Source organism: Amycolatopsis sp. FBCC-B4732, from assembly GCF_023008405.1.
Taxonomy (GTDB): domain Bacteria; phylum Actinomycetota; class Actinomycetes; order Mycobacteriales; family Pseudonocardiaceae; genus Amycolatopsis; species Amycolatopsis pretoriensis_A.
In genome coordinates, this window is record NZ_CP095376.1 from 9,472,747 (window position 1) to 9,490,989 (window position 18,243).

The following is an 18,243-nucleotide window of genomic DNA, read 5'->3' on the forward strand; positions in this document are numbered from 1 at the left end:
GGTGACCATGCGGCGTGAAGCGCGGGCGGGCATCGCCTACACCCCGCCGACGATCGTCTTGAGAATTTCGACGACGAGCGGCGCGAGAGCGGCGAGACCGAACCCGATACCGGCGGCCTTGAACGCGCCCTTCGCCTTCTCGATTTCGCCGGGGTCGTTGGACGCCATCAGGTAGCGGAGCCCGCCGATGGTCAGAAACACGAGCGCGACGCCGGCGAGGATGCCCATGATCCACGAGCGGATGTTCGACAGGACCTGATCGACCGAGTGGGCGAGCGCGACGTACTGCACCGTCTCCCCGTGCGCCGCGGACCCACCGAGCAACAGCGCTGCAGCGGCCAGCGTGCAGCTGAGCACCATGACCGAGCGCCGACACGATCGTGCTCGGGAGGTCGGAGCTTTCGACACAGAACCGGGTCGACGGCAGCGCGTTGCGCGAGCCGCAATTCGAGCCGTCGCGCGGTGTTCGCGCCGGCTCGGCGGCCGGCGAACGAGTGTGCGGTGACCGGGGCAGTGCGAGATCAGTCGCATGAGGACGCCTCCTGAACGGCGCCCGGTTCCGAAGTGGACCGGGATGGGCGAGGACGCGCGGGCAGTCGCGTCCCGCGGTCACCAACTCCGGATTTCGGCGAACGGGGAGACACCGGGCGGCGCGTCTTCTCCGGCTCGCGGGCGACATTGCGCCGGGTCTTCCGGTGCGTCCCCAGGTCGCCGTCGCTGAGGTATTCGGTCAGCCTGCGCTCAGCGCGGTGTCGGGCTTGCTGCGTCGCCTTGTATGTCTGGCCGCGGGCCTGCGCCGCCTCGGCCAGCGACAGCTCGCCGAACCTCGTGTCGCCGATCAGCGCGGCTTCGGCGGCGGTCAGGACACCGCCCTCAACGGCGGCGAGCAGAACGAAATCGGGGTGGCCGCCGACGTACTCCGGCCCGGCCGCGCGAGCGCCGAGGTCGGCGACCGGGGCCGCGGCGTCGAGCGCCTCACGTAGAGCGCGGTGGCCGGCGCGGTAAGCGGCCCAGCGGAGCCGGACGAGGATGGCTGGCCGGGTGAGGTCGACGTCGGTGAGCGCTTCGAGGAAGCCGGTCAGCACCGCGGCGTGGACGTCGTGGACTTCGCCGCGGAACCGGTTGGTCAGCTTGGCCGCGACCGGCAGCAGCACCGGCAGCGCCAGCCCAACGCACACAACCGTCCACGTGCCGCGCTCAGCCCGTGACCGCGTCACGAGCGCCGTCCACACCGCGTCCCGTGTCTGCTGTGGACATCCTTTCGCGACGGTCAGCTGGCCGACTTCGTCCAGCGGTACGAGCCGCGGTGGCAGTCCGCGGACTCGGCGGCCGTCTAGCGCGACCGGGTGCGGTCCGGTGACCAGCCAGGCGAACGCGGTGCGAGCGGTATCGAAGACGCCGGGCTCGCCACGCGGACGTGCTGTCGGGCCGGCTGCGGGATGTTTCGGTGACGAGGGCTGGTCCATGGCGGCGCTCCTGAGCGAGCGGGAAGGTGACCTCGTCAGGAAGCCCTCTGGGGCGCCTCAAAACCGCTTCAAGCCCAGGTCAGAGGCGTGACGAAGCCGCTTCGAAGCCGTTTCACGCCTGCACGTCAGCCTCGAATCGCAGGGCGATCCGGTAGCCGACCTGTTCGGACTTCGCCACGGAGGTTCGGCCGCCGGACGGAAAACACGGATCCGACGTGACGGTGTCTCTTGCCGACCTCGTTCCCGGAGTTAGCCGGCGACCACGCAGAAGCCGCCAACTCGAACAGTCGATGGCCCCGCCCCGGAGGTTCCGCTCGTGACTCGACGCCCACCGTCTTCGGCCAACCGGCCCTCCAATCGAGACGACTCGACCCGGCCGCAGCCCGCTCGGCCTGCCAACGGCATCCCGTACCCGGGAGCTCCCGTTCCCGCCGACCTGAGCGCTCGCATTCGCCGCTCCCCGAAACGACCGGCCACTGGCCGCGAGCTCGCACCGATTCCGCCGACGGTGTGGACGGCCGGGCCCGATCCGATCGACCCGGCGGCCGCCTGGCCGGTGCCCATTATCGAGACCATCGTGACCAGCTTCTCGACCTCCGGCGCTCGGGTCCTGCTCGCGCCATGGCCGACTACTGAAGATGCTGCGAGCCGCACAGCGAGCGCCGTCGAACTGGACGCCGCGCTCGACGCCGTGCACGCGCTCGGTCGCCACCCCGCGATCACCAAGCTCGAACCGACCGCGGACGAGGTGCCCATGAGCGGCGAGGCACCGTCGGACTCGGTGGTGAGCGGTGAGGGAGTCGACTTGGTGATCACGTCACTACCGCCCGCACGTGGAGCCGACGGCTCGGTCGAGGCGGTGGCGATCGCGGCGGCGCGGACACTCGCGTTCGGTGGAATTCTCGCGGTCTACACCCACCGCGACTGGTCGAGCGGCCGGCTGACCGACCCGTCAGGCCCGATGATCGCGGCCGCGCAAAACGCCGACCTGCTCTACCTCCAGCACATCGTCACCCTCCACACCCCCATCCGGAACGGCCGCCTGCAGCCGCTCACCGTGACGGACCGACCCGAGGGGGCTCGCGATAGCCGAGAACTCGGCGCGCCGACGACGCACGCGCGGGCGCACGGCGACGTCCTCGTCTTCGCTCAGGCCCACGCCGACACCGCGCCCCCGGAAGACCTCCGATGACCAGCCGACCGAAAGGCCCAGGCACCGCCATGACCACCACACCGCCGAACACCCCGCCGTCCTCTTCGGCCGACGAGCCGACCATGCCGCTGTCGCGGGCGTTCATCAGCGCCCTCGACACCACCCCGCCCGCCGACGCGTCGACGGACTTCGGTGAGCTGCCGGTGTCGGTGTGGGCGACCGCGCAGACCTCGCCGGCCGCGCAGCGCAAGGGCCGGTACGTGCCGGAGTCGACCGCCCACCCGGCCAAGATGCTGCCCGCCGTCGCCGCGCACGCCATCGAGCACTACACGAAACCGGGCGAGGTGGTGCTGGACCCGATGTGCGGGATCGGCACCACTCTCGTCGAGGCGATCGACCTCGGCCGCCGAGCGGTCGGCGTCGAGTACGAGCCGCACTGGGCCGACATCGCCCGCGCCAACCTCCGCTTCGCCCACAAGCGCGGCCACGACCACGACGCCCAGGTCGTCCGCGGCGACGCCCGCCAGCTCCAGACCCTGCTGCCCGGCGAGTACGCCGGCCAGGTCGCGCTGGTCGTCACCTCGCCGCCGTACGGCCCGTCGGTGCACGGCCTCGTCAACACGAACCGGGAGGCCGGCGTCGACAAAGTCAGCAAACGCCACTACCGCTACGGCAGCGCGCTCGACCGCGGCAACCTCGCCAACATCGGCCACCACCGTCTGCTGGCCGGCTTCACCCGCATCCTCACCGCGTGCGCCAGCGTCCTGCGCCCGGGCGGCCACGTGGCGATCACGGTCCGGCCGTGGCGCGAGCACACCGAGCTGATCGACCTGCCCTCTCAGGTCGTCGCCTGCGGCATCGCGGCCGGGCTGGAGCCGGTGGAGCGGTGCGTCGCCCTGCTCGCCCGCGTGGCTGACACCGAGCTGGTCGCGCGCGGCAGCTTCTTCCAGCGCGACTTCATCCGCAAACAGCGCAAGGCAGGGCTGCCACTACACCTGATCGCTCATGAGGACGTCATTGTCTTGCGGGCGCTCGGCGGCCAGGAGAATGCACACTCCGTGATGCGTCCGGCCGCGATCCACGAGTATGGCGCGATCGGTCCTAGGCACTGGGCTGCGTGACCATGGGGGACGCCGGACCTCAAGACCGGTTCGAACGGAGCAGCGCCAGCGCCGCCGGTGCAACCAGATACGTCCAACACGCCGATTGGTTGAAGATAGCGCATTGAATCCTGGTTTCAAGGTACTCTCATCGTCGTGAGTGAACAGCAGGATGTTATCTCCGAACTCGGCGACGCTGGCGTGCTGGGGGCCGTGCGCTGGGCGTACCGCTCGGCCACGGCGCGGTCTCTGGAGAGCTACTCCGAGAGCGACGGTCACGACGCAGCTTGGCTCGGCAACACGAGGTTCACCCTGTTTCGGAATCGTCTGGACAGGGTGTTCCACTGCGAGCGTTACGCGATCAGCTCCGGTGACGGCGACGCTGACCTCGACCTGCTGTACGCCGAATTGTCTAAAACAGACATCCAGACCATGCCGAAGCTCGAGCCAGGTCTGGTCGTGCGTTCGAACCTCAACGGGAGTCCCGGCTGGGCGCTGGGCGAACGGCGGCTGCTGTTGGCGGCGTGTGCCTTCGGCAAGCTCGACAAGCTTCCGTGGCCTCAGAGGAGCCCGACGAAGCAGCGGGTTGCCCAGCAGCGCAACCCGGAACCACCGCAACCTTCGTTGTTCGAGATTTTCGCCGACGACGAAGTCGGCGGGTTGGAAGAGGCGCTGGCCGCCGACCGTGCGCTGGACATGACGACCTTCGTGGTCGCACACACATTGGACCCGCTCAGCCAGCAGATGGAACTCGTCCTCGGTCGAGCGCGGCTGAACACTGGCGGTGGCCCAGCGTGGCACTGGCGCCAGGACATCCTGGGCATCCCGCCCGCCGAGGGTGGCCGCCGCATTGACGGGACCCCGCAGCCCACCGGGCCCGACACTGTGCCTGACGCACCGGTTCGCTTGCGTCGCCCGGTTACGGAGGAGCGCCGCGAGCGTGCTAATGGTGAGCAGTGAGCCCTCGAACACCCACGACGATTCGCCCGGCGGACGTCGCCGCCACTTTTGATCCAGCCCGCCTGACGCTGGCTCGCCAGCTTGCAGGCTTGCGCAAGAGCGACTTGGCGACTTTGGTCGGCAAGAGTCCGACCGCGGTGACCGGTTGGGAGTCGGGTGCCAAGCGGCCATCACCAGCCACCGTGGCGCAGCTGGCCTTGAGCCTGTCGGTCGAGCCGGGATTCTTCGCGATCCGACAAGACGACGTCGCCGCGCTGAGCGCAACTCCACATTTCCGTTCGCTACGCTCGACCACTCAACTCGCTCGTGATCAAGCCTTCGCTTACGGACAGCTCGCGGTGGACATCGCTGCCAGTCTGGAGAAACACGTCGAGTTTCCCGACCCTGACGTACCGAGTTTTCCGGTATCTGTCGATGACCGCGCGGGCGATAGTCCCGAGCAAGCTGCTCGGCTGGTCCGCGAGCGGTGGGGCATCGAGGACGGCCCGGTCGGGCACCTCGTCCGATTGCTCGAGAACCACGGTGTCCTCGTCGTATTCAGCCCCGATCAAGCCGCCTCTGTGGACGCCTACTCCTTTGACAGCCATATCCGGCCTGTAGTGATCCTCAATCCGATTAAGCATGACTACTATCGGCAGCGCTTCGATGTCGCCCACGAACTCGGGCATCTGATCATGCACGCCGACGCGGAACCCGGCGGCCGGATAGTCGAAGACCAAGCCCACCGATTCGCTGCCGAACTACTTATGCCGGCCGCTCAGATCCGCGACATGCTGCCCTCCACCATGGGTGGCAGCGTTTGGCGTAACTTGGCCCGCTTGAAAGAACAATGGGGAGTCAGCATCCAGGCCCTGCTGTACCGAGCTCGCTGGTTGGGCAGGCTCAGCGACGTGTCCTACCGCAACGCAATGACAACCATCTCGACTCGTGGATGGCGTCGGCATGAACCTGGCCTAGTTGTCGCTATCGAGCAACCGTCACTGCTTGCGCGAGCTGTAGAGCTGCTCGCCGGGGAAGGGATTGCAGACGAACAGCTGATCGCACAGTGCCGGGTCCCCGCTGACCTGTTCCGGATCGTCACGTCACGGGTCCCCTCCGGTGACCGTCATTCGACCGCGTCGAACTCTTCAGAGGCGGAGCCTCCCAATATCGGAGTGGTATCGCTGTTCGAGCGCCGCAGACCGAGTGTGTAAGACCGAGTTCGGGGCGGGTCGGTAAAATCGAGCAGTACCTCGTGGCGCTTAGGGAGCGGATTTCGTGTATCTCAGCCGTCTGTCCGTTGAGGCTTTGCGCGCAAGCGCGAGTGAACGGCTCGAGATTACCTTGCCTGGGCGATTTGCTGTCCTGGTGGTGCGAACGGTGCACGCAAGACCACCGTCTCCGATGCGATCTACCTCGGTCACCGCGAGCATTTCCCTCAGCTGCCGCAGCCTTCCGCTGCCGCGCTCGGCAATGGTACGCGCACGCTGGAGGTCGAGTACTCATTCGAACGCGACGCCGCCGACGAAGGCCTGCTCGGACGTCAGCTTCAAGCCCAATCCAGCCGGAACTCACCGGGAACGGTCGCTACATCATGGACGAAGACACTCACTCGCCGGATGGGCCGGGTCGGTACCGAGAACCTCATCCGCAGTGACTATGAAAGCTTGATCCGCCTCGTTCACCTGCCCGCGTGGCGGAATCCGCTCGACGAACTTGCACGACGCGAAACTCGCATCCTCGTTGAGCTCTTACGAGCACAGCAGCAAAATCTCGGACGCGGGCGAAACCTTGCCGGACTGCGAGCCCGGGCCTCAAACCTGCTGGATGCGCTGGCAACCGACGACCTGCTCGTAGCGCTTGAGGAGCGGGTGGGCAGGCACCTTCATGCCCTCTCTGCGGGGGTTTCGCGACGCTGGCCGTACGTTGGTGGGCAAGTCGTTGACGACCGGTACCTCGCCCGAGTCCTTGAGCTGATGCTTGCAATCATCGAAGGCCGGTCAAATGCGCAACCCCTCGAAGTCTCCGGTCTAGGCTACGCGAACCTGCTGCATATCGCCGTCACACTCGCTGCCATCCCGGACCTTCGAGCACAGGCAGCCGCTAGCACAAGCGCAGGCGCGGACACCGACCGTCACGGTGGCCGCCACCGGCTACGCAAGGACGGGGCGATCGACACCCGGCGGTATCGATCCGTGCAAGCACGGCGGAAGCACTCGGAACCCGTCCAGGCGAAATAACTCGGCTCAGCGCGTGCTGGCACGTAGGCTCTGCGAACTTGGCACGCGAGCAGGAGCACCATGGAGAGGCGAAGCAAAAGTCGACGGCAGCATGTCCCAGCAGGCGCGAATCCCGTGTCGGCCCTCGTCGCACCGTTCGAGGCGCGATCGCTGCTGGCGGTATTGGAGGCCGCCAGCGCGTCCCCGACCGCGGCTCACCGGAACTTGTCGCTCGGACTTCTCGCAGATGCGGTCGTGGACCGCCGGAAGACGGATCGGCGAGGCGGCCGTCCCCCAGGCCGTGCTGCCTGCGCCGCTGACCTGACCATGTTGGTCAACGAAGTCGGCCGGCTCTTGCCCGAAATAGCCGACTTCGAGGATTTCACGCCGTTCGACAATCGCCCCGAGGTGCTGGTCCGGTGGGGTGCCGACCTGTTCCGTTTGATGGCGGGGGCGTTGGAGAGGCCCGTGGCAGTCGTCAACGGCCTGTCGTTGCTGGCCAGGGTGATCGACAGGGTCTTGGTTCCCGAACTCGGCTTCGGATTGGTTGATGCCGGCGAGCTGGTCCTTCGGCGCGTCGACCAGGTCGCGAACGCTTTGGCTGAGGTGTGGCCGGACGGGCCGGTAGCAGGCGTTCGGGATGATGCGCAGGTCACGCAGGCTGAGGTCGACGCTGTGGCAGCGTTGGGTCCGTTCACTGATCTGCCAGCGCTGTGCTCTTCCCCTGACCGCGCCCTCGCTGCTGCCAATCACTACATAGTCAACGCTCGAGACCTGGTGTGCGACCCCTTCGAGTCGACTTCGATCTTCGGTCAAGTGATCGCTGCCCGCGTCCGGGGTAAGACATTCGCGTTGCCTGCTGTCACCCAGCTCGAGGCCTTGCAGACGATCGGTGCGGACCTCGCTGGTGTCGCCGCGAGGACGAACCGACGTAGCGAACTCGCTTATGCGGAGGTGATCAACCGTCGAGTGACCGGCTTGCTTCGAGGGTCCGGGCACGCGATCGTCGGCCAGGTCCGCTTTGGCTCCGGTGAACAGCTGCACTCGGTCATCATTTACCAGGAACGGTTGGTCCTGGCGTTGAACGTTGTCGGCGGGCTTACTCCCGAGTCCATCCGTGCCTCGCTCGCCCGCGGCGACGCCGCGCTGTCGAAGCTACGGCCGGGCGCCGAGCTTCAGACGCCCACGGGCACGCTCCGTCTGCGAAGCGACGCCAAGATCGCCCGCGCCAGCGTGGTCGCCGGTCCGCTGAGCGGTGTACCGCTGGCGTGCCAGCACCCAATTCTGCCGCTTATGGACCTCGAGTGGATCCAGTCCGCAGTCCGAAAGACGCGCGAGGATCTGTGGTACTTCGTGCGAGACATCGACAAGCCGGCGGGCATAGGAGAGACGTTCGCCTCGGACCTCATCGACAAGTTCCAGGTGTGGCGTTCTCGGAAGAGCTTCTACCGGGGCGGGGTGCCCATCAGCTTCATGCACTTCACGCCGCACGAGTCGATCGCGGAGTGGGAGGAAGCCGCAAGTAACGCCGCTGCCGAACAGGCTCTATACTCCGTCGGGCTTCCGCCGTTGCGTGACTGGCCACTGCTAGAACCAGAACATCGCGGCGGGTTTGAAGTCGGGGACCTCGGGCTCGATCGGGTCTACCAGGTTGTGCCCTCGGCAGTGCCGGTCGCGGTCTCGCTGATCGACCATTCGGGCCACACGGGGGAAACGAAGCTGCTGTGGAACGTTGGGACCGACCTGGCGTGGAAGATCGGTCATACCGAGGCCACCTTCGTCGACGCGGCGCAGGCCAGCGCCAGGGCCTCTCTGCGGGTGTACTTCCACCACGACGCCGGTCTCGGTGACGTGCCGCTCGCCTTCCGCTCCCTCGACGGCGACGTCTTGTCGATCAACTGGGGGCCAGGACTGCAGGACGCATTGGCAGCCGACTCCTTCGCGGTGGAGCGGCTGCTCGGCGAAATCGTGTCCCGCAGCCTCGACGAGCAGACTCGCCCGGGCTTCATCGAAGCGTGGGCTGCTGCGCCGCCAGGTATTCGACTCGACGGCCAATACCTGCCGCAACGCGCGCAGTGGCTGCCGGACCCCCTCGAACCGCACGAGGCAGTACGCAGTACCTTTCTGCGCCGCCTCGGCGAGTACCTGGCGGTCGAAGGGGTCGAGCCGGGTACGCGTGAGAGCGATGACGCCCGCGAGTTCGAGAGTCGAACAGTCTTTCCTTGGCTCCTGCGGGCCTTCCACGAAACTATCGCACCCCTTTCCGGCCAGGACCTGCTCTCCTTCGCGCTTGCCCAGCTCGAACAAGCCACCCGCGCCCGCCAGACGCTCGAACAGCAGGTCCGCTGGCAACAGGGCTTCCCCGTGCGCGAGGAAGGACGAGTTGACGACAACTTGCAAGCCAGGTCCCGGATGATCCGCGTGCTGGCGTTCGTCGTCGAGGAGGTGTTGGCCCATCCTCCGACCGGACAGGATGCCACCGATGTTCTGTCCTGGGTGGAAGCTGTTACAGCTGCGGAATTGTGTCTGGACTCTTGCCTGCGCAGCGCCGCCCTGCACCACCAGCTCACCCGCACCACCCTGACAATCAGCGACACCTACGAAGTCGACACCGACGACTCCGGCGAGCCCACCGACGTCGACAACGTCGCCTACCAGCAGGTACGCGCACGCCTGACAAGGCCCGAAGGCATCCCGATCGACCCAGGCAACGCCCTCCCGCCTACCGACGACGCAGCACCACGAGCGTTCCTGGAGTCGATACCGGAACTCACCCCGGTAGACACAGCCATGCGCACAACCCTCGGCTTTGGTGTCGACGCCATGGTCGGCGTGCTCAACGTCGCTACCCAGTGGGAAGCCAGCAGCACCCAGCCTGCCCCTGCCGCCACGGCCGAGGAGGTCGTCGCCGAATGCGTGTCTCTTGTGGCAGGCGCCGAGTCGCACGAGTTCGCAGCGGCGATCGACTGGCTCACTCTGCGCGCAGAAGATCTCCAAAGCGACGTCATTCCCCACTGGGAGACCGAACGGCGTAGCAAGCGCATCGCCACCAGCCCCCTCGTCGCCACTGCCGAGGGGCTACGGGTCCTGCCCTGGTCATCCGGGTACACCTTGCGCATCCTCGCTGCCTACCTGTCCGACGGCCGGCTCCCGTGGCCGCAGAAGGCGCTTCCCTTTCCAGTCAACAAGGCGCTCGACGAATACCGGCAAAAGCAGAACCGTCAGGCGGAGAAGGACTGCGCGGTCAAGCTGACGGTCCCTGAGCTTATTGTGCGTCCCTCTCTGAAGCCGAATAAGGCAGCCAAGATCGGTATCGTCGCGCTTAAGGGTGAAATCGATGTGCTGTGCGTCGACCCGGGCCGGTCCCGAATCTGGGTCGTCGAAGTCAAGGACTCGTACACGCCCTACTCGCCTTACCAGGTTCGCAGGCTGATTGACACCTTCAATCAGAAGTACGTCGAAAAGCTTCTCGCCAACGTATCCACGGTCTCAGCTTGTGCCACTGCGCTCGCGGCAGCTCTGCAGATCGACTCTCCTGACAGGCCATGGAAAGTGCATGGTTTAATGGCCATTCAGCATCCCGAACCAGCCGCCTATGTCGTCGAAGCGCGGGTGCCGTTCTGCCTGGTGGACGATGTCCTGGTGATGGTGACCAGCGATGGAGACCCTGCGCCTGGCCCGCACTTCTCCCTGGTTTCGTCGATTCAGGAGCTATAACCGAAAACTGTGAATGAGTTTGACTAGATGTTCGGCGGTGGCGGCGCGGTCGGGTCTGCGCTTCGCGCGCAAGCGCGGTCACGACCACGATGGCTAGGTCGTCCGCGGCGACGCCCACCAGCTCCAGCTCTGCTGCCGACCGAGTACGTCGGCCAGGTCGCGTTGGTCGTCACCTCCTCGCCGTACGGGCCGTCGGTGCATGGCCTGGTCAGCACGGACCGGGAGGCCGGCGTCGACAAAGTCAGCAAGCGCAACTATCGCTACGGCAGCGCAGTCGACCGCGGCAACCTCGCCAACATCGGCCACCACCGCCTCCTGGCCGGCTTCACCCGCATCCTCACCGCTTGCGCTCGCGTCCTGCGTCTAGTACTGCAACGGCAGTTAGGTGAGTGGGTAGCCTCGTCGTTTGTAGTGGCTGAGGCGAGCTTGGTGTTGTCGTCGACGGCGGAAGCGGGACCAGGCCCAGATGTGGTCGGCGGCGTCGGCGACACGCAGCACCAGCTTGATAAGCAGACGCCTGATCTCCGGTAGCGTGAATCCGATCATGCCCGGCTCGGCGACGCCGGTTCCCCTTTTGCGACAAGGGATCGGGAGACCGCAAGCCAGGCGTGAGCGAGCATGGCCAGGGTGATGTGGGCATACCAAGCCCGCCAGGACCGGACCTGGTAGTGGTCGAGTCCGGCTTCGTTCTTGGCTTGCTGGAAACACTCCTCGATCCGCCAGCGAGTCCCGGCGATCCAGGCCAGGTTCAGCAGGCTCGAACGGCGAGGTCCGTAGCAGACGTAGTAGGCGATCTCGGTCGGGTCTGAGAGTGAGCGGCGGGCGAGCAGCCAGTGTCCACGTCCCGGCTGCCAGCCGATCCGGATCGGCACCCGCGCCCAGTCGTACTCGCGGGGCCCGTGCGCCCCGGCACCGACCGACAGCCGCCGCCACGACCGAGCGGGCAACTGCGCGATCAGTTCGTCGGCGCGGGCTTCGCGACCGCCGGTGGAGACCAGGGTGTCGTTGACCTTGGTGGCCAGCACGTGCGCGGCGTCGTGGGCTTCCAGCCACAACCGCAGGTACTTGACCTGCCCATAGGCCTCATCGGCGGTGATCCAGGTGAACGGCACCTTCGCGGCGAATGCCCGTGCCAGCATCGCCATGGCTTGGCGGGGTTTGGTCTCGAACTCGGTCCCGGCCGGAATCCCTGCTCGCCGGCACCGATCCTGGTCGGCAATCCACGGCTCGGGCAGATAGAGCTCCCGGTCGATCAGTGCATGTCCGCCGGCACCGGCATAGGCCAGGAAGGTGCCGATCTGGCAGTTCTCGATCCGTCCGGCGGTGCCGGAGTACTGCCGCTGCACGCCGGCCGACCGGGTGCCTTTCTTCAGGAACCCGGTGTCGTCGACGATCAGCACGCCACCGGGTTCGCCGAGATGCTCGATCACGTAGTCCCGAACGTCGTCGCGGACACCGTCGATGTCCCAGTCCGCCCAGCGCAGCAGCCGCTGCATCCCGTCCGGCGAGACCTCACCGGCCTGCTCGGCCAGCGTCCACCCGTTCTTCCGCTCCAGACCCGCGACCAGCCCAGACACATACTCCCGCGCCCGACCTCGAGGTTCCGACCGCGCGAACCGGCCCGCAATCCGCTCATGCACCCGGTCCAGCTGATCCATCACCACATCGACCACCACCAGGATGATCTACCACAACACCACTAACTGCCGTTGCAGTACTAGGGCGTGTCTGACAATGCCTTGGTCCAGGTGATCACGGCGTGGAGGACGACCGCAGATCGGTAGACGATAGCCAGCTTGTCGTAGCGAGTTGCCAGGCCACGCCACTGTTTGAGCAGGTTGAACCGTCGTTCGACAACGTTGCGGCCGCGGTAATCGACCGCGTCGAAGGCGGGTGGACGACCGCCGCGGGAACCGCGGCGTTTGCGGTGCCCGGCCTGGTCAGCAGGTTCTGGGATCACTGCGGTGATGCCGCGGTCGCGCAGATGCCCGCGGATCGCTCGTGAGGAGTAGGCCTTGTCGCCTCGGACGCGGACGGGCCGGGTGCGAGCCCGGCCGCGTCCGGCTCGGCGGATTCGCAGGTGTCGCATGAGATGCGGGAACATCGGTGCGTCCCCGGCCTGGCCGGGTCCGACCAGCGTGACCAGCGGGCGGCCGTTGCCGTCGACGAGGTGGTGCACTTTGGTGCTCCAGCCGCCGCGGGAGCGGCCGATCGCATGGTCAGGCGGCTCGGTGCGCAGATCCGTGTAGTTCGACCCAGCCCCCTGTGGGACGGGTGATGTTGGTGGCGTGCTGATGCGCTCGGGCGATCGTGGAATCCACCGACACCGACCAATCCACCAAGCCCGCTGCATCCGCTTCAGCGAGCAAGCGCTGCAGGACGGTGTCCCAGGTGCCGTCGCTGGCCATCCGGCGATGCCAGGTCCAGATCGTCTGCCACGGACCGAACACCGCCGGAACATCCCGCCAGGCAATCCCGCACCGATAGCGGTAGATGATCCCTTCGACCATCGCTCGCGCGTCGGAGAACGGGCGGCCCCGCTTGCCGGTGCGGACCGGCAGCAGGTCCTCGATCAAGGTCCATTGATCGTCGGAAAGCAACTGAAACCGCGACACGACCGACAGCATCCCAGCGACCCGCCGAAACTTTTGTCAGACACGCCCTAGTACTGCAACGGCAGTTAGGTGAGTGGGTAGCCTCGTCGTTTGTAGTGGCTGAGGCGAGCTTGGTGTTGTCGTCGACGGCGGAAGCGGGACCAGGCCCAGATGTGGTCGGCGGCGTCGGCGACACGCAGCACCAGCTTGATAAGCAGACGCCTGATCTCCGGTAGCGTGAATCCGATCATGCCCGGCTCGGCGACGCCGGTTCCCCTTTTGCGACAAGGGATCGGGAGACCGCAAGCCAGGCGTGAGCGAGCATGGCCAGGGTGATGTGGGCATACCAAGCCCGCCAGGACCGGACCTGGTAGTGGTCGAGTCCGGCTTCGTTCTTGGCTTGCTGGAAACACTCCTCGATCCGCCAGCGAGTCCCGGCGATCCAGGCCAGGTTCAGCAGGCTCGAACGGCGAGGTCCGTAGCAGACGTAGTAGGCGATCTCGGTCGGGTCTGAGAGTGAGCGGCGGGCGAGCAGCCAGTGTCCACGTCCCGGCTGCCAGCCGATCCGGATCGGCACCCGCGCCCAGTCGTACTCGCGGGGCCCGTGCGCCCCGGCACCGACCGACAGCCGCCGCCACGACCGAGCGGGCAACTGCGCGATCAGTTCGTCGGCGCGGGCTTCGCGACCGCCGGTGGAGACCAGGGTGTCGTTGACCTTGGTGGCCAGCACGTGCGCGGCGTCGTGGGCTTCCAGCCACAACCGCAGGTACTTGACCTGCCCATAGGCCTCATCGGCGGTGATCCAGGTGAACGGCACCTTCGCGGCGAATGCCCGTGCCAGCATCGCCATGGCTTGGCGGGGTTTGGTCTCGAACTCGGTCCCGGCCGGAATCCCTGCTCGCCGGCACCGATCCTGGTCGGCAATCCACGGCTCGGGCAGATAGAGCTCCCGGTCGATCAGTGCATGTCCGCCGGCACCGGCATAGGCCAGGAAGGTGCCGATCTGGCAGTTCTCGATCCGTCCGGCGGTGCCGGAGTACTGCCGCTGCACGCCGGCCGACCGGGTGCCTTTCTTCAGGAACCCGGTGTCGTCGACGATCAGCACGCCACCGGGTTCGCCGAGATGCTCGATCACGTAGTCCCGAACGTCGTCGCGGACACCGTCGATGTCCCAGTCCGCCCAGCGCAGCAGCCGCTGCATCCCGTCCGGCGAGACCTCACCGGCCTGCTCGGCCAGCGTCCACCCGTTCTTCCGCTCCAGACCCGCGACCAGCCCAGACACATACTCCCGCGCCCGACCTCGAGGTTCCGACCGCGCGAACCGGCCCGCAATCCGCTCATGCACCCGGTCCAGCTGATCCATCACCACATCGACCACCACCAGGATGATCTACCACAACACCACTAACTGCCGTTGCAGTACTAGGCGGCCATGGCGCGATCACGGTCCGGCCGTGGCGCGAGCACGCCGAGCTGATCGACCTCCCATCCCAGGTCATCGCCTGCGGTGCTGCGGCGGGGCTGGTGCCGGTCGAGCGTTGCGTCGCGCTGCTGGCTCGCGTCGCGGATGACGAGCTGGTCGTGCGCGGCAGCTTTTTCCAGCGCGACTTCATCCGCAAACAGCGCAACGCCGGTCTTCCTCTGCACCTGATCGCACACGAGGACGTCATCGTGTTCCGCAAAGCCGACCGACCCGTGGCCAACGACGCGTCCTCCAGTCCGGTTGAGATGCAGCACGCTGCACCGTTGAGCAGGCGAACGGCATGACGATGTCAGTCCCGATTGAACACCCCGGCGAGCCGCGGGGCGCACCACGCCGAGGCCGGCCAGCAGTCGCGCTCGGCCACGCCGGAGTCATCCTCGCGACGAATCTCGAAGCCACGTCGGGCGCGACGTTCAACCTGGAAGTACTCGCCGTTCCGCTCGGAGCCGGGTTCGCGGGCGCGGCACTCGGGTAGCGAGCACCTGCACGATGCTTCGGTCCGCGTGGAGTCGCCGCGGCGATCGGCTGCGGGACCGGTCTGTCGTGGCTGCTTGGGTTCCCCGGCGGTGGCGGCGGCCAGCGCGCTTGCCTTCGTTGTCTCGGAAACGATCGATGCGTTCATTTACGCGTGGCTGATGCGTCGGCGAAGCCGGGCACTGGCGATGATCGGCTCGAACGTCGCCGGTCTTGCGGTGGACAGCGTCGTGTTCGTGGCGGGGACGTTGAGCGCCGGCCTCGGCCTGATCCTCGTGGTGGCGGTGATGACCGCGGGGTAATTGCTCGTGACCGCGTTCGTGGCGCTCCGGCACACCGAGCCGGACGTCAAGGACTCCGACGAGATCACGACGATCGAAGGGCTGCCCGCCACCGTCGGCAAGGACCTGTACCCGATGCAGGAGGCGTGGCTGCAGCTGGACGTCGCCCGGTGCGGGTACTGCCAGCCGGGGCAGATCATGGCCGCGGTCGCGAAGGTCCGGCAGGTGCGGGCCGCGGGCCGGGAGATTTCCGACGCCGACCTCGACGAGATCCGCAACATCTGCCGCTGCGGCACGTACGCGCGGATCCGGGAGGCGATCAAGGCCGGGGCGGAGAACATGTGACCGGGTGCGGTCCCCGGGATCGCGCTTACCCAGCCGGCCGGGCTTCGACAGTCCGGGCGAGGATGCCGAGCGTGGCTCGCAGCGCCGCTTCGGGGATCACCGGGAAGATGTCCTTGTCGCGGTATCGCTGTTCGATCTGGCTCCAGTCGTAGTACGACGTCAGCAACGTTCCCGCGTCGTCGGGTTCGAGCCGGTAACCGTAGAGATGCCTGATCGGCGGCTGAATGGTTCCGGAGATCGTCCATTCGATCGCGGCGTCCGGCTCGAAGCGGGTGATGATCACCGTGACGTCGTACTTGCCCATCGGGTAGTCGTTGAGCGCTTCGCGGTCCATGTGGACGACGAAACGTTCGCCGACCGCGCGGACCGGATCCCCGTCGGCGGACTGGAGCATTCCCGAGCTGTCGATCGCCACGTGTCCCCGGGGATCGCACAGCAGGGCGAAGATCGTGGACGGCGGCGCGGCGATCCGGCGGTGCACTTCGAACCGTTCGGTTGTCATGATCTCCAGCTTGCCATCCCGAAGCCTCGCCGGGGTGTTCGGCGGTCGCCGGCACGCTCGTCAGCGGCTTCCTGCGGCCGGCGATGTCGCCCTGCTCGCGGTGTCCGGATCCCCGCCGGGGGCGCGTGACCGGGGCGCCGCACGAGCGGGCGGGGCACCGGTTTCCCAGTGCCCCGCCCGGTGTTGGCCGCGCCCGTCAGACGGTGTGCGGGGCGTGCGCGACGGTGTTCCAGCCGGTGGCGATGACGCCGGCGTCGCCGCCGTTGCCCGCCCAGCCGGAGTTGCCGCCGGTGGTGCTGCTGGTGTTGCCCGCGTCGCCGGTCGAGCCGGTGGCGCCGGTGTCACCCGAGTTGCCCGACGTCACCGTGGTGGCCGACTTCGTGCCTTCGTGCTTCCAGCCACCGTGGTGACGGCCCTGCTGCTCGTGCCCGCGGGTCGAGGTGACGGCGGTGTTGCCGCCGGTCGAGCCCGAGGTGCCCGAGTTGCCGGACGTGCCGCTCACGGCGTTGTTGTGGCTGGTGGCGTTCCCGGCGTCGCCGGAGTTGCCTCCGTTGCCGCCGGTGGCGGTGCCGGTGACCGAGCCCAGGACGCCCGTCTTGCCGCCCTGGTCGTGCCGGTTCCAGCCCCAGCTGTGCCCACCGTTGTTCATCGCGGAGTTCTGACCGGTGCTGACCACGGTGGCGTCGCCGCCGTTGCCCGCCCAGCCGGAGTTCCCGCCGGTGGTGGTGCTCCAGTTGCCCGCGTCGCCGGTCGAGCCGGTGGCGCCGGTGTCACCCGAGTTGCCCGAAGTCACCGTGGTGGCCGACTTCGTGCCTTCGTGCTTCCAGCTGCCGTGGTGGTTCCAGGTGCTGCCGTGGTTGCCACCGCAGTACTGGTGCCCACCGTGGCCGCGGCCCTTGTCCTGGCCGCCGAGCGTCCACACGATGGCGGAGTTGCCGCCGGTGGAACCGGAGTTGCCCGAGTCGCCGGAGTTCCCGGTCACCGCGTTGTTGTGGCTGGTGGCGTTTCCGGCGTCGCCGGAGTTGCCGCCGTTGCCACCCGTCGCGGAGCCGGTGACCCGGCCCAGGACGCCGGTCTGGCCGCCCTGGTCGTGCCGGTTCCAGCCCCAGCTGTGCCCACCGTTGTTCGTGGCGGAGTTGTGGCCTTCGCTGACGACGGTGGCGTCGCCGCCGTGGCTCGCGTTGCCGGAGTTGCCGCCGGTGGTGGTGCTGGTGTTGCTCGCGTCGCCGGTCGAGCCGGTGGCGCCGGTGTTCCCGGAGTCACCCGAGGTCACCGTGGTGGAGCACTGCGCCAGCAGGCAGAGGCCGTAGGCGCTGTTGCCGCCGGTCGACCCGGAGTTCCCGGAGTTGCCCGAGTTTCCCGACACCGCCGAGTTGGAGCTGGTGGCGTTTCCGGCGTCGCCGGAGTCGCCACCGTTGCCGCCCTTGGCCGTACCGGCCACGGAGTCCACGGCACCGAGGATCCCGCCACGCGAGGAGTGCCCACCGGCGGTGTTCTTGCCGGAGGACGCCGTGGTCCCGGAGCCGCCGTTGCCGGCGTTACCCGAGTTGCCACCCGTGGTGGTGCTGGTGTTCGAGGCGTTGCCGGTGGAGCCGGTCGCGCCCGTGTTCCCGGAGTTGCCCGAGGACACCGAGGTGCTGCACTTGGCCAGGACACAGACGCCGTAAGCGCTGTTGTGCCCGGTGGAGCCGGAGTTGCCCGAGTTGCCGGAGTTCCCGCTGACAGCGTTGTTGCTGCTGCTCGCGTTCCCGCCGGAGCCCGAGTCGCCGCCGTTGCCGCCGGAGGCGGTGCCGGAGACGACCGAGTGCAGCGTGGTGCCGAGCCCGCCGAGCGGGCCCGAGTTCCCGGTGTCCGCACTGGCCACCGCTGATCCCAGCAGGACGAACCCGCCGGAGATGAACGCGGCGGTCAGGCCGCGTCGCACGTACTTGTGCATGACTTCCCTTTCCTTACCATCTGTCCTTTATGGA

Annotated in this window: 15 protein-coding genes and 2 pseudogenes; 9 read left to right on the top strand and 8 right to left on the bottom strand. The window is 67.4% G+C overall.

The annotated features are described in order from the left end of the window. Positions 1 to 36 precede the first annotated feature (36 nt). Positions 37 to 360: a pilin gene (locus MUY14_RS43210; RefSeq protein WP_247018494.1), complete on the bottom strand. Its 324-nt coding sequence runs from the start codon at positions 358 to 360 to the stop codon at positions 37 to 39. A gap of 161 nt (positions 361 to 521) precedes the next feature. After that, entirely contained in the window at positions 522 to 1,178 is a 657-nt protein-coding gene (locus MUY14_RS43215; RefSeq protein ID WP_247018495.1) for a sigma-70 family RNA polymerase sigma factor, read from the bottom strand. 796 nt (positions 1,179 to 1,974) lie between these two features. Between MUY14_RS43215 and MUY14_RS43220 the strand changes: the two genes are divergently transcribed. The 6 genes from MUY14_RS43220 to MUY14_RS47425 all read left to right on the top strand — a co-directional run bounded on the left by MUY14_RS43220 (position 1,975) and on the right by MUY14_RS47425 (position 11,125). Beyond that, positions 1,975 to 2,658: a hypothetical protein gene (locus tag MUY14_RS43220; RefSeq protein ID WP_247018496.1), complete on the top strand. Its 684-nt coding sequence runs from the start codon at positions 1,975 to 1,977 to the stop codon at positions 2,656 to 2,658. Positions 2,659 to 2,687: 29 nt separating this feature from the next. Then, positions 2,688 to 3,740 (top strand): TRM11 family methyltransferase, encoded by a 1,053-nt coding sequence (locus MUY14_RS43225; RefSeq protein ID WP_247018497.1) that lies wholly within the window; start codon positions 2,688 to 2,690, stop codon positions 3,738 to 3,740. Positions 3,741 to 3,875: 135 nt separating this feature from the next. Next, on the top strand, positions 3,876 to 4,679 hold the full coding sequence (locus tag MUY14_RS43230) for a hypothetical protein (RefSeq protein ID WP_247018498.1): 804 nt from the start codon (positions 3,876 to 3,878) through the stop codon (positions 4,677 to 4,679). Continuing rightward, a complete protein-coding gene (locus MUY14_RS43235; protein WP_281506225.1) occupies positions 4,676 to 5,872 on the top strand; it encodes an ImmA/IrrE family metallo-endopeptidase in 1,197 nt (398 codons plus the stop codon). Before MUY14_RS43230 ends, MUY14_RS43235 begins: the two co-directional genes overlap by 4 nt. A gap of 1,140 nt (positions 5,873 to 7,012) precedes the next feature. Next, complete coding sequence (locus tag MUY14_RS43240; protein ID WP_247018501.1) at positions 7,013 to 10,594, top strand: hypothetical protein; 3,582 nt, start codon at positions 7,013 to 7,015, stop codon at positions 10,592 to 10,594. 195 nt (positions 10,595 to 10,789) lie between these two features. Then, on the top strand, positions 10,790 to 11,125 hold the full coding sequence (locus MUY14_RS47425) for a hypothetical protein (RefSeq protein ID WP_396126632.1): 336 nt from the start codon (positions 10,790 to 10,792) through the stop codon (positions 11,123 to 11,125). An 11-nt stretch (positions 11,126 to 11,136) separates the two neighbouring features. Here MUY14_RS47425 and MUY14_RS43250 read toward each other — a convergent pair whose 3' ends face one another. The 4 genes from MUY14_RS43250 to MUY14_RS43260 all read right to left on the bottom strand — a co-directional run bounded on the left by MUY14_RS43250 (position 11,137) and on the right by MUY14_RS43260 (position 14,569). Next, the gene (locus MUY14_RS43250; RefSeq protein WP_247013887.1) at positions 11,137 to 12,270 is read right to left on the bottom strand and encodes an IS701 family transposase; all 1,134 of its coding nucleotides are present in this window, start codon (positions 12,268 to 12,270) and stop codon (positions 11,137 to 11,139) included. 41 nt (positions 12,271 to 12,311) lie between these two features. Continuing rightward, positions 12,312 to 12,773, bottom strand: coding sequence for a transposase (locus MUY14_RS47430; RefSeq protein WP_396126633.1), 462 nt, complete (start codon positions 12,771 to 12,773; stop codon positions 12,312 to 12,314). Between the two features lie 40 nt (positions 12,774 to 12,813). After that, the gene (locus tag MUY14_RS47435) at positions 12,814 to 13,221 is read right to left on the bottom strand and encodes a transposase (protein WP_396126634.1); all 408 of its coding nucleotides are present in this window, start codon (positions 13,219 to 13,221) and stop codon (positions 12,814 to 12,816) included. Positions 13,222 to 13,435: 214 nt separating this feature from the next. Beyond that, positions 13,436 to 14,569 (bottom strand): IS701 family transposase, encoded by a 1,134-nt coding sequence (locus MUY14_RS43260; RefSeq protein ID WP_247013887.1) that lies wholly within the window; start codon positions 14,567 to 14,569, stop codon positions 13,436 to 13,438. A gap of 29 nt (positions 14,570 to 14,598) precedes the next feature. Between MUY14_RS43260 and MUY14_RS43265 the strand changes: the two are divergent. From MUY14_RS43265 to MUY14_RS43275, 3 genes and pseudogenes are all read left to right on the top strand, one after another. Further along, positions 14,599 to 14,955: pseudogene (locus MUY14_RS43265) on the top strand (site-specific DNA-methyltransferase); the annotation flags it as partial. A gap of 282 nt (positions 14,956 to 15,237) precedes the next feature. After that, a complete protein-coding gene (locus tag MUY14_RS43270; RefSeq protein WP_247018503.1) occupies positions 15,238 to 15,447 on the top strand; it encodes a VUT family protein in 210 nt (69 codons plus the stop codon). A gap of 45 nt (positions 15,448 to 15,492) precedes the next feature. Beyond that, positions 15,493 to 15,771, top strand: a pseudogene (locus MUY14_RS43275) ((2Fe-2S)-binding protein); the annotation flags it as partial. Between the two features lie 25 nt (positions 15,772 to 15,796). On the opposite strand, the gene MUY14_RS43280 reads toward MUY14_RS43275, so the two are convergent. After that, a complete protein-coding gene (locus tag MUY14_RS43280; protein WP_247018505.1) occupies positions 15,797 to 16,273 on the bottom strand; it encodes an SRPBCC family protein in 477 nt (158 codons plus the stop codon). Between the two features lie 196 nt (positions 16,274 to 16,469). Continuing rightward, positions 16,470 to 18,209: a hypothetical protein gene (locus tag MUY14_RS43285; protein WP_247018507.1), complete on the bottom strand. Its 1,740-nt coding sequence runs from the start codon at positions 18,207 to 18,209 to the stop codon at positions 16,470 to 16,472. Between the last annotated feature and the right edge of the window lie 34 nt (positions 18,210 to 18,243).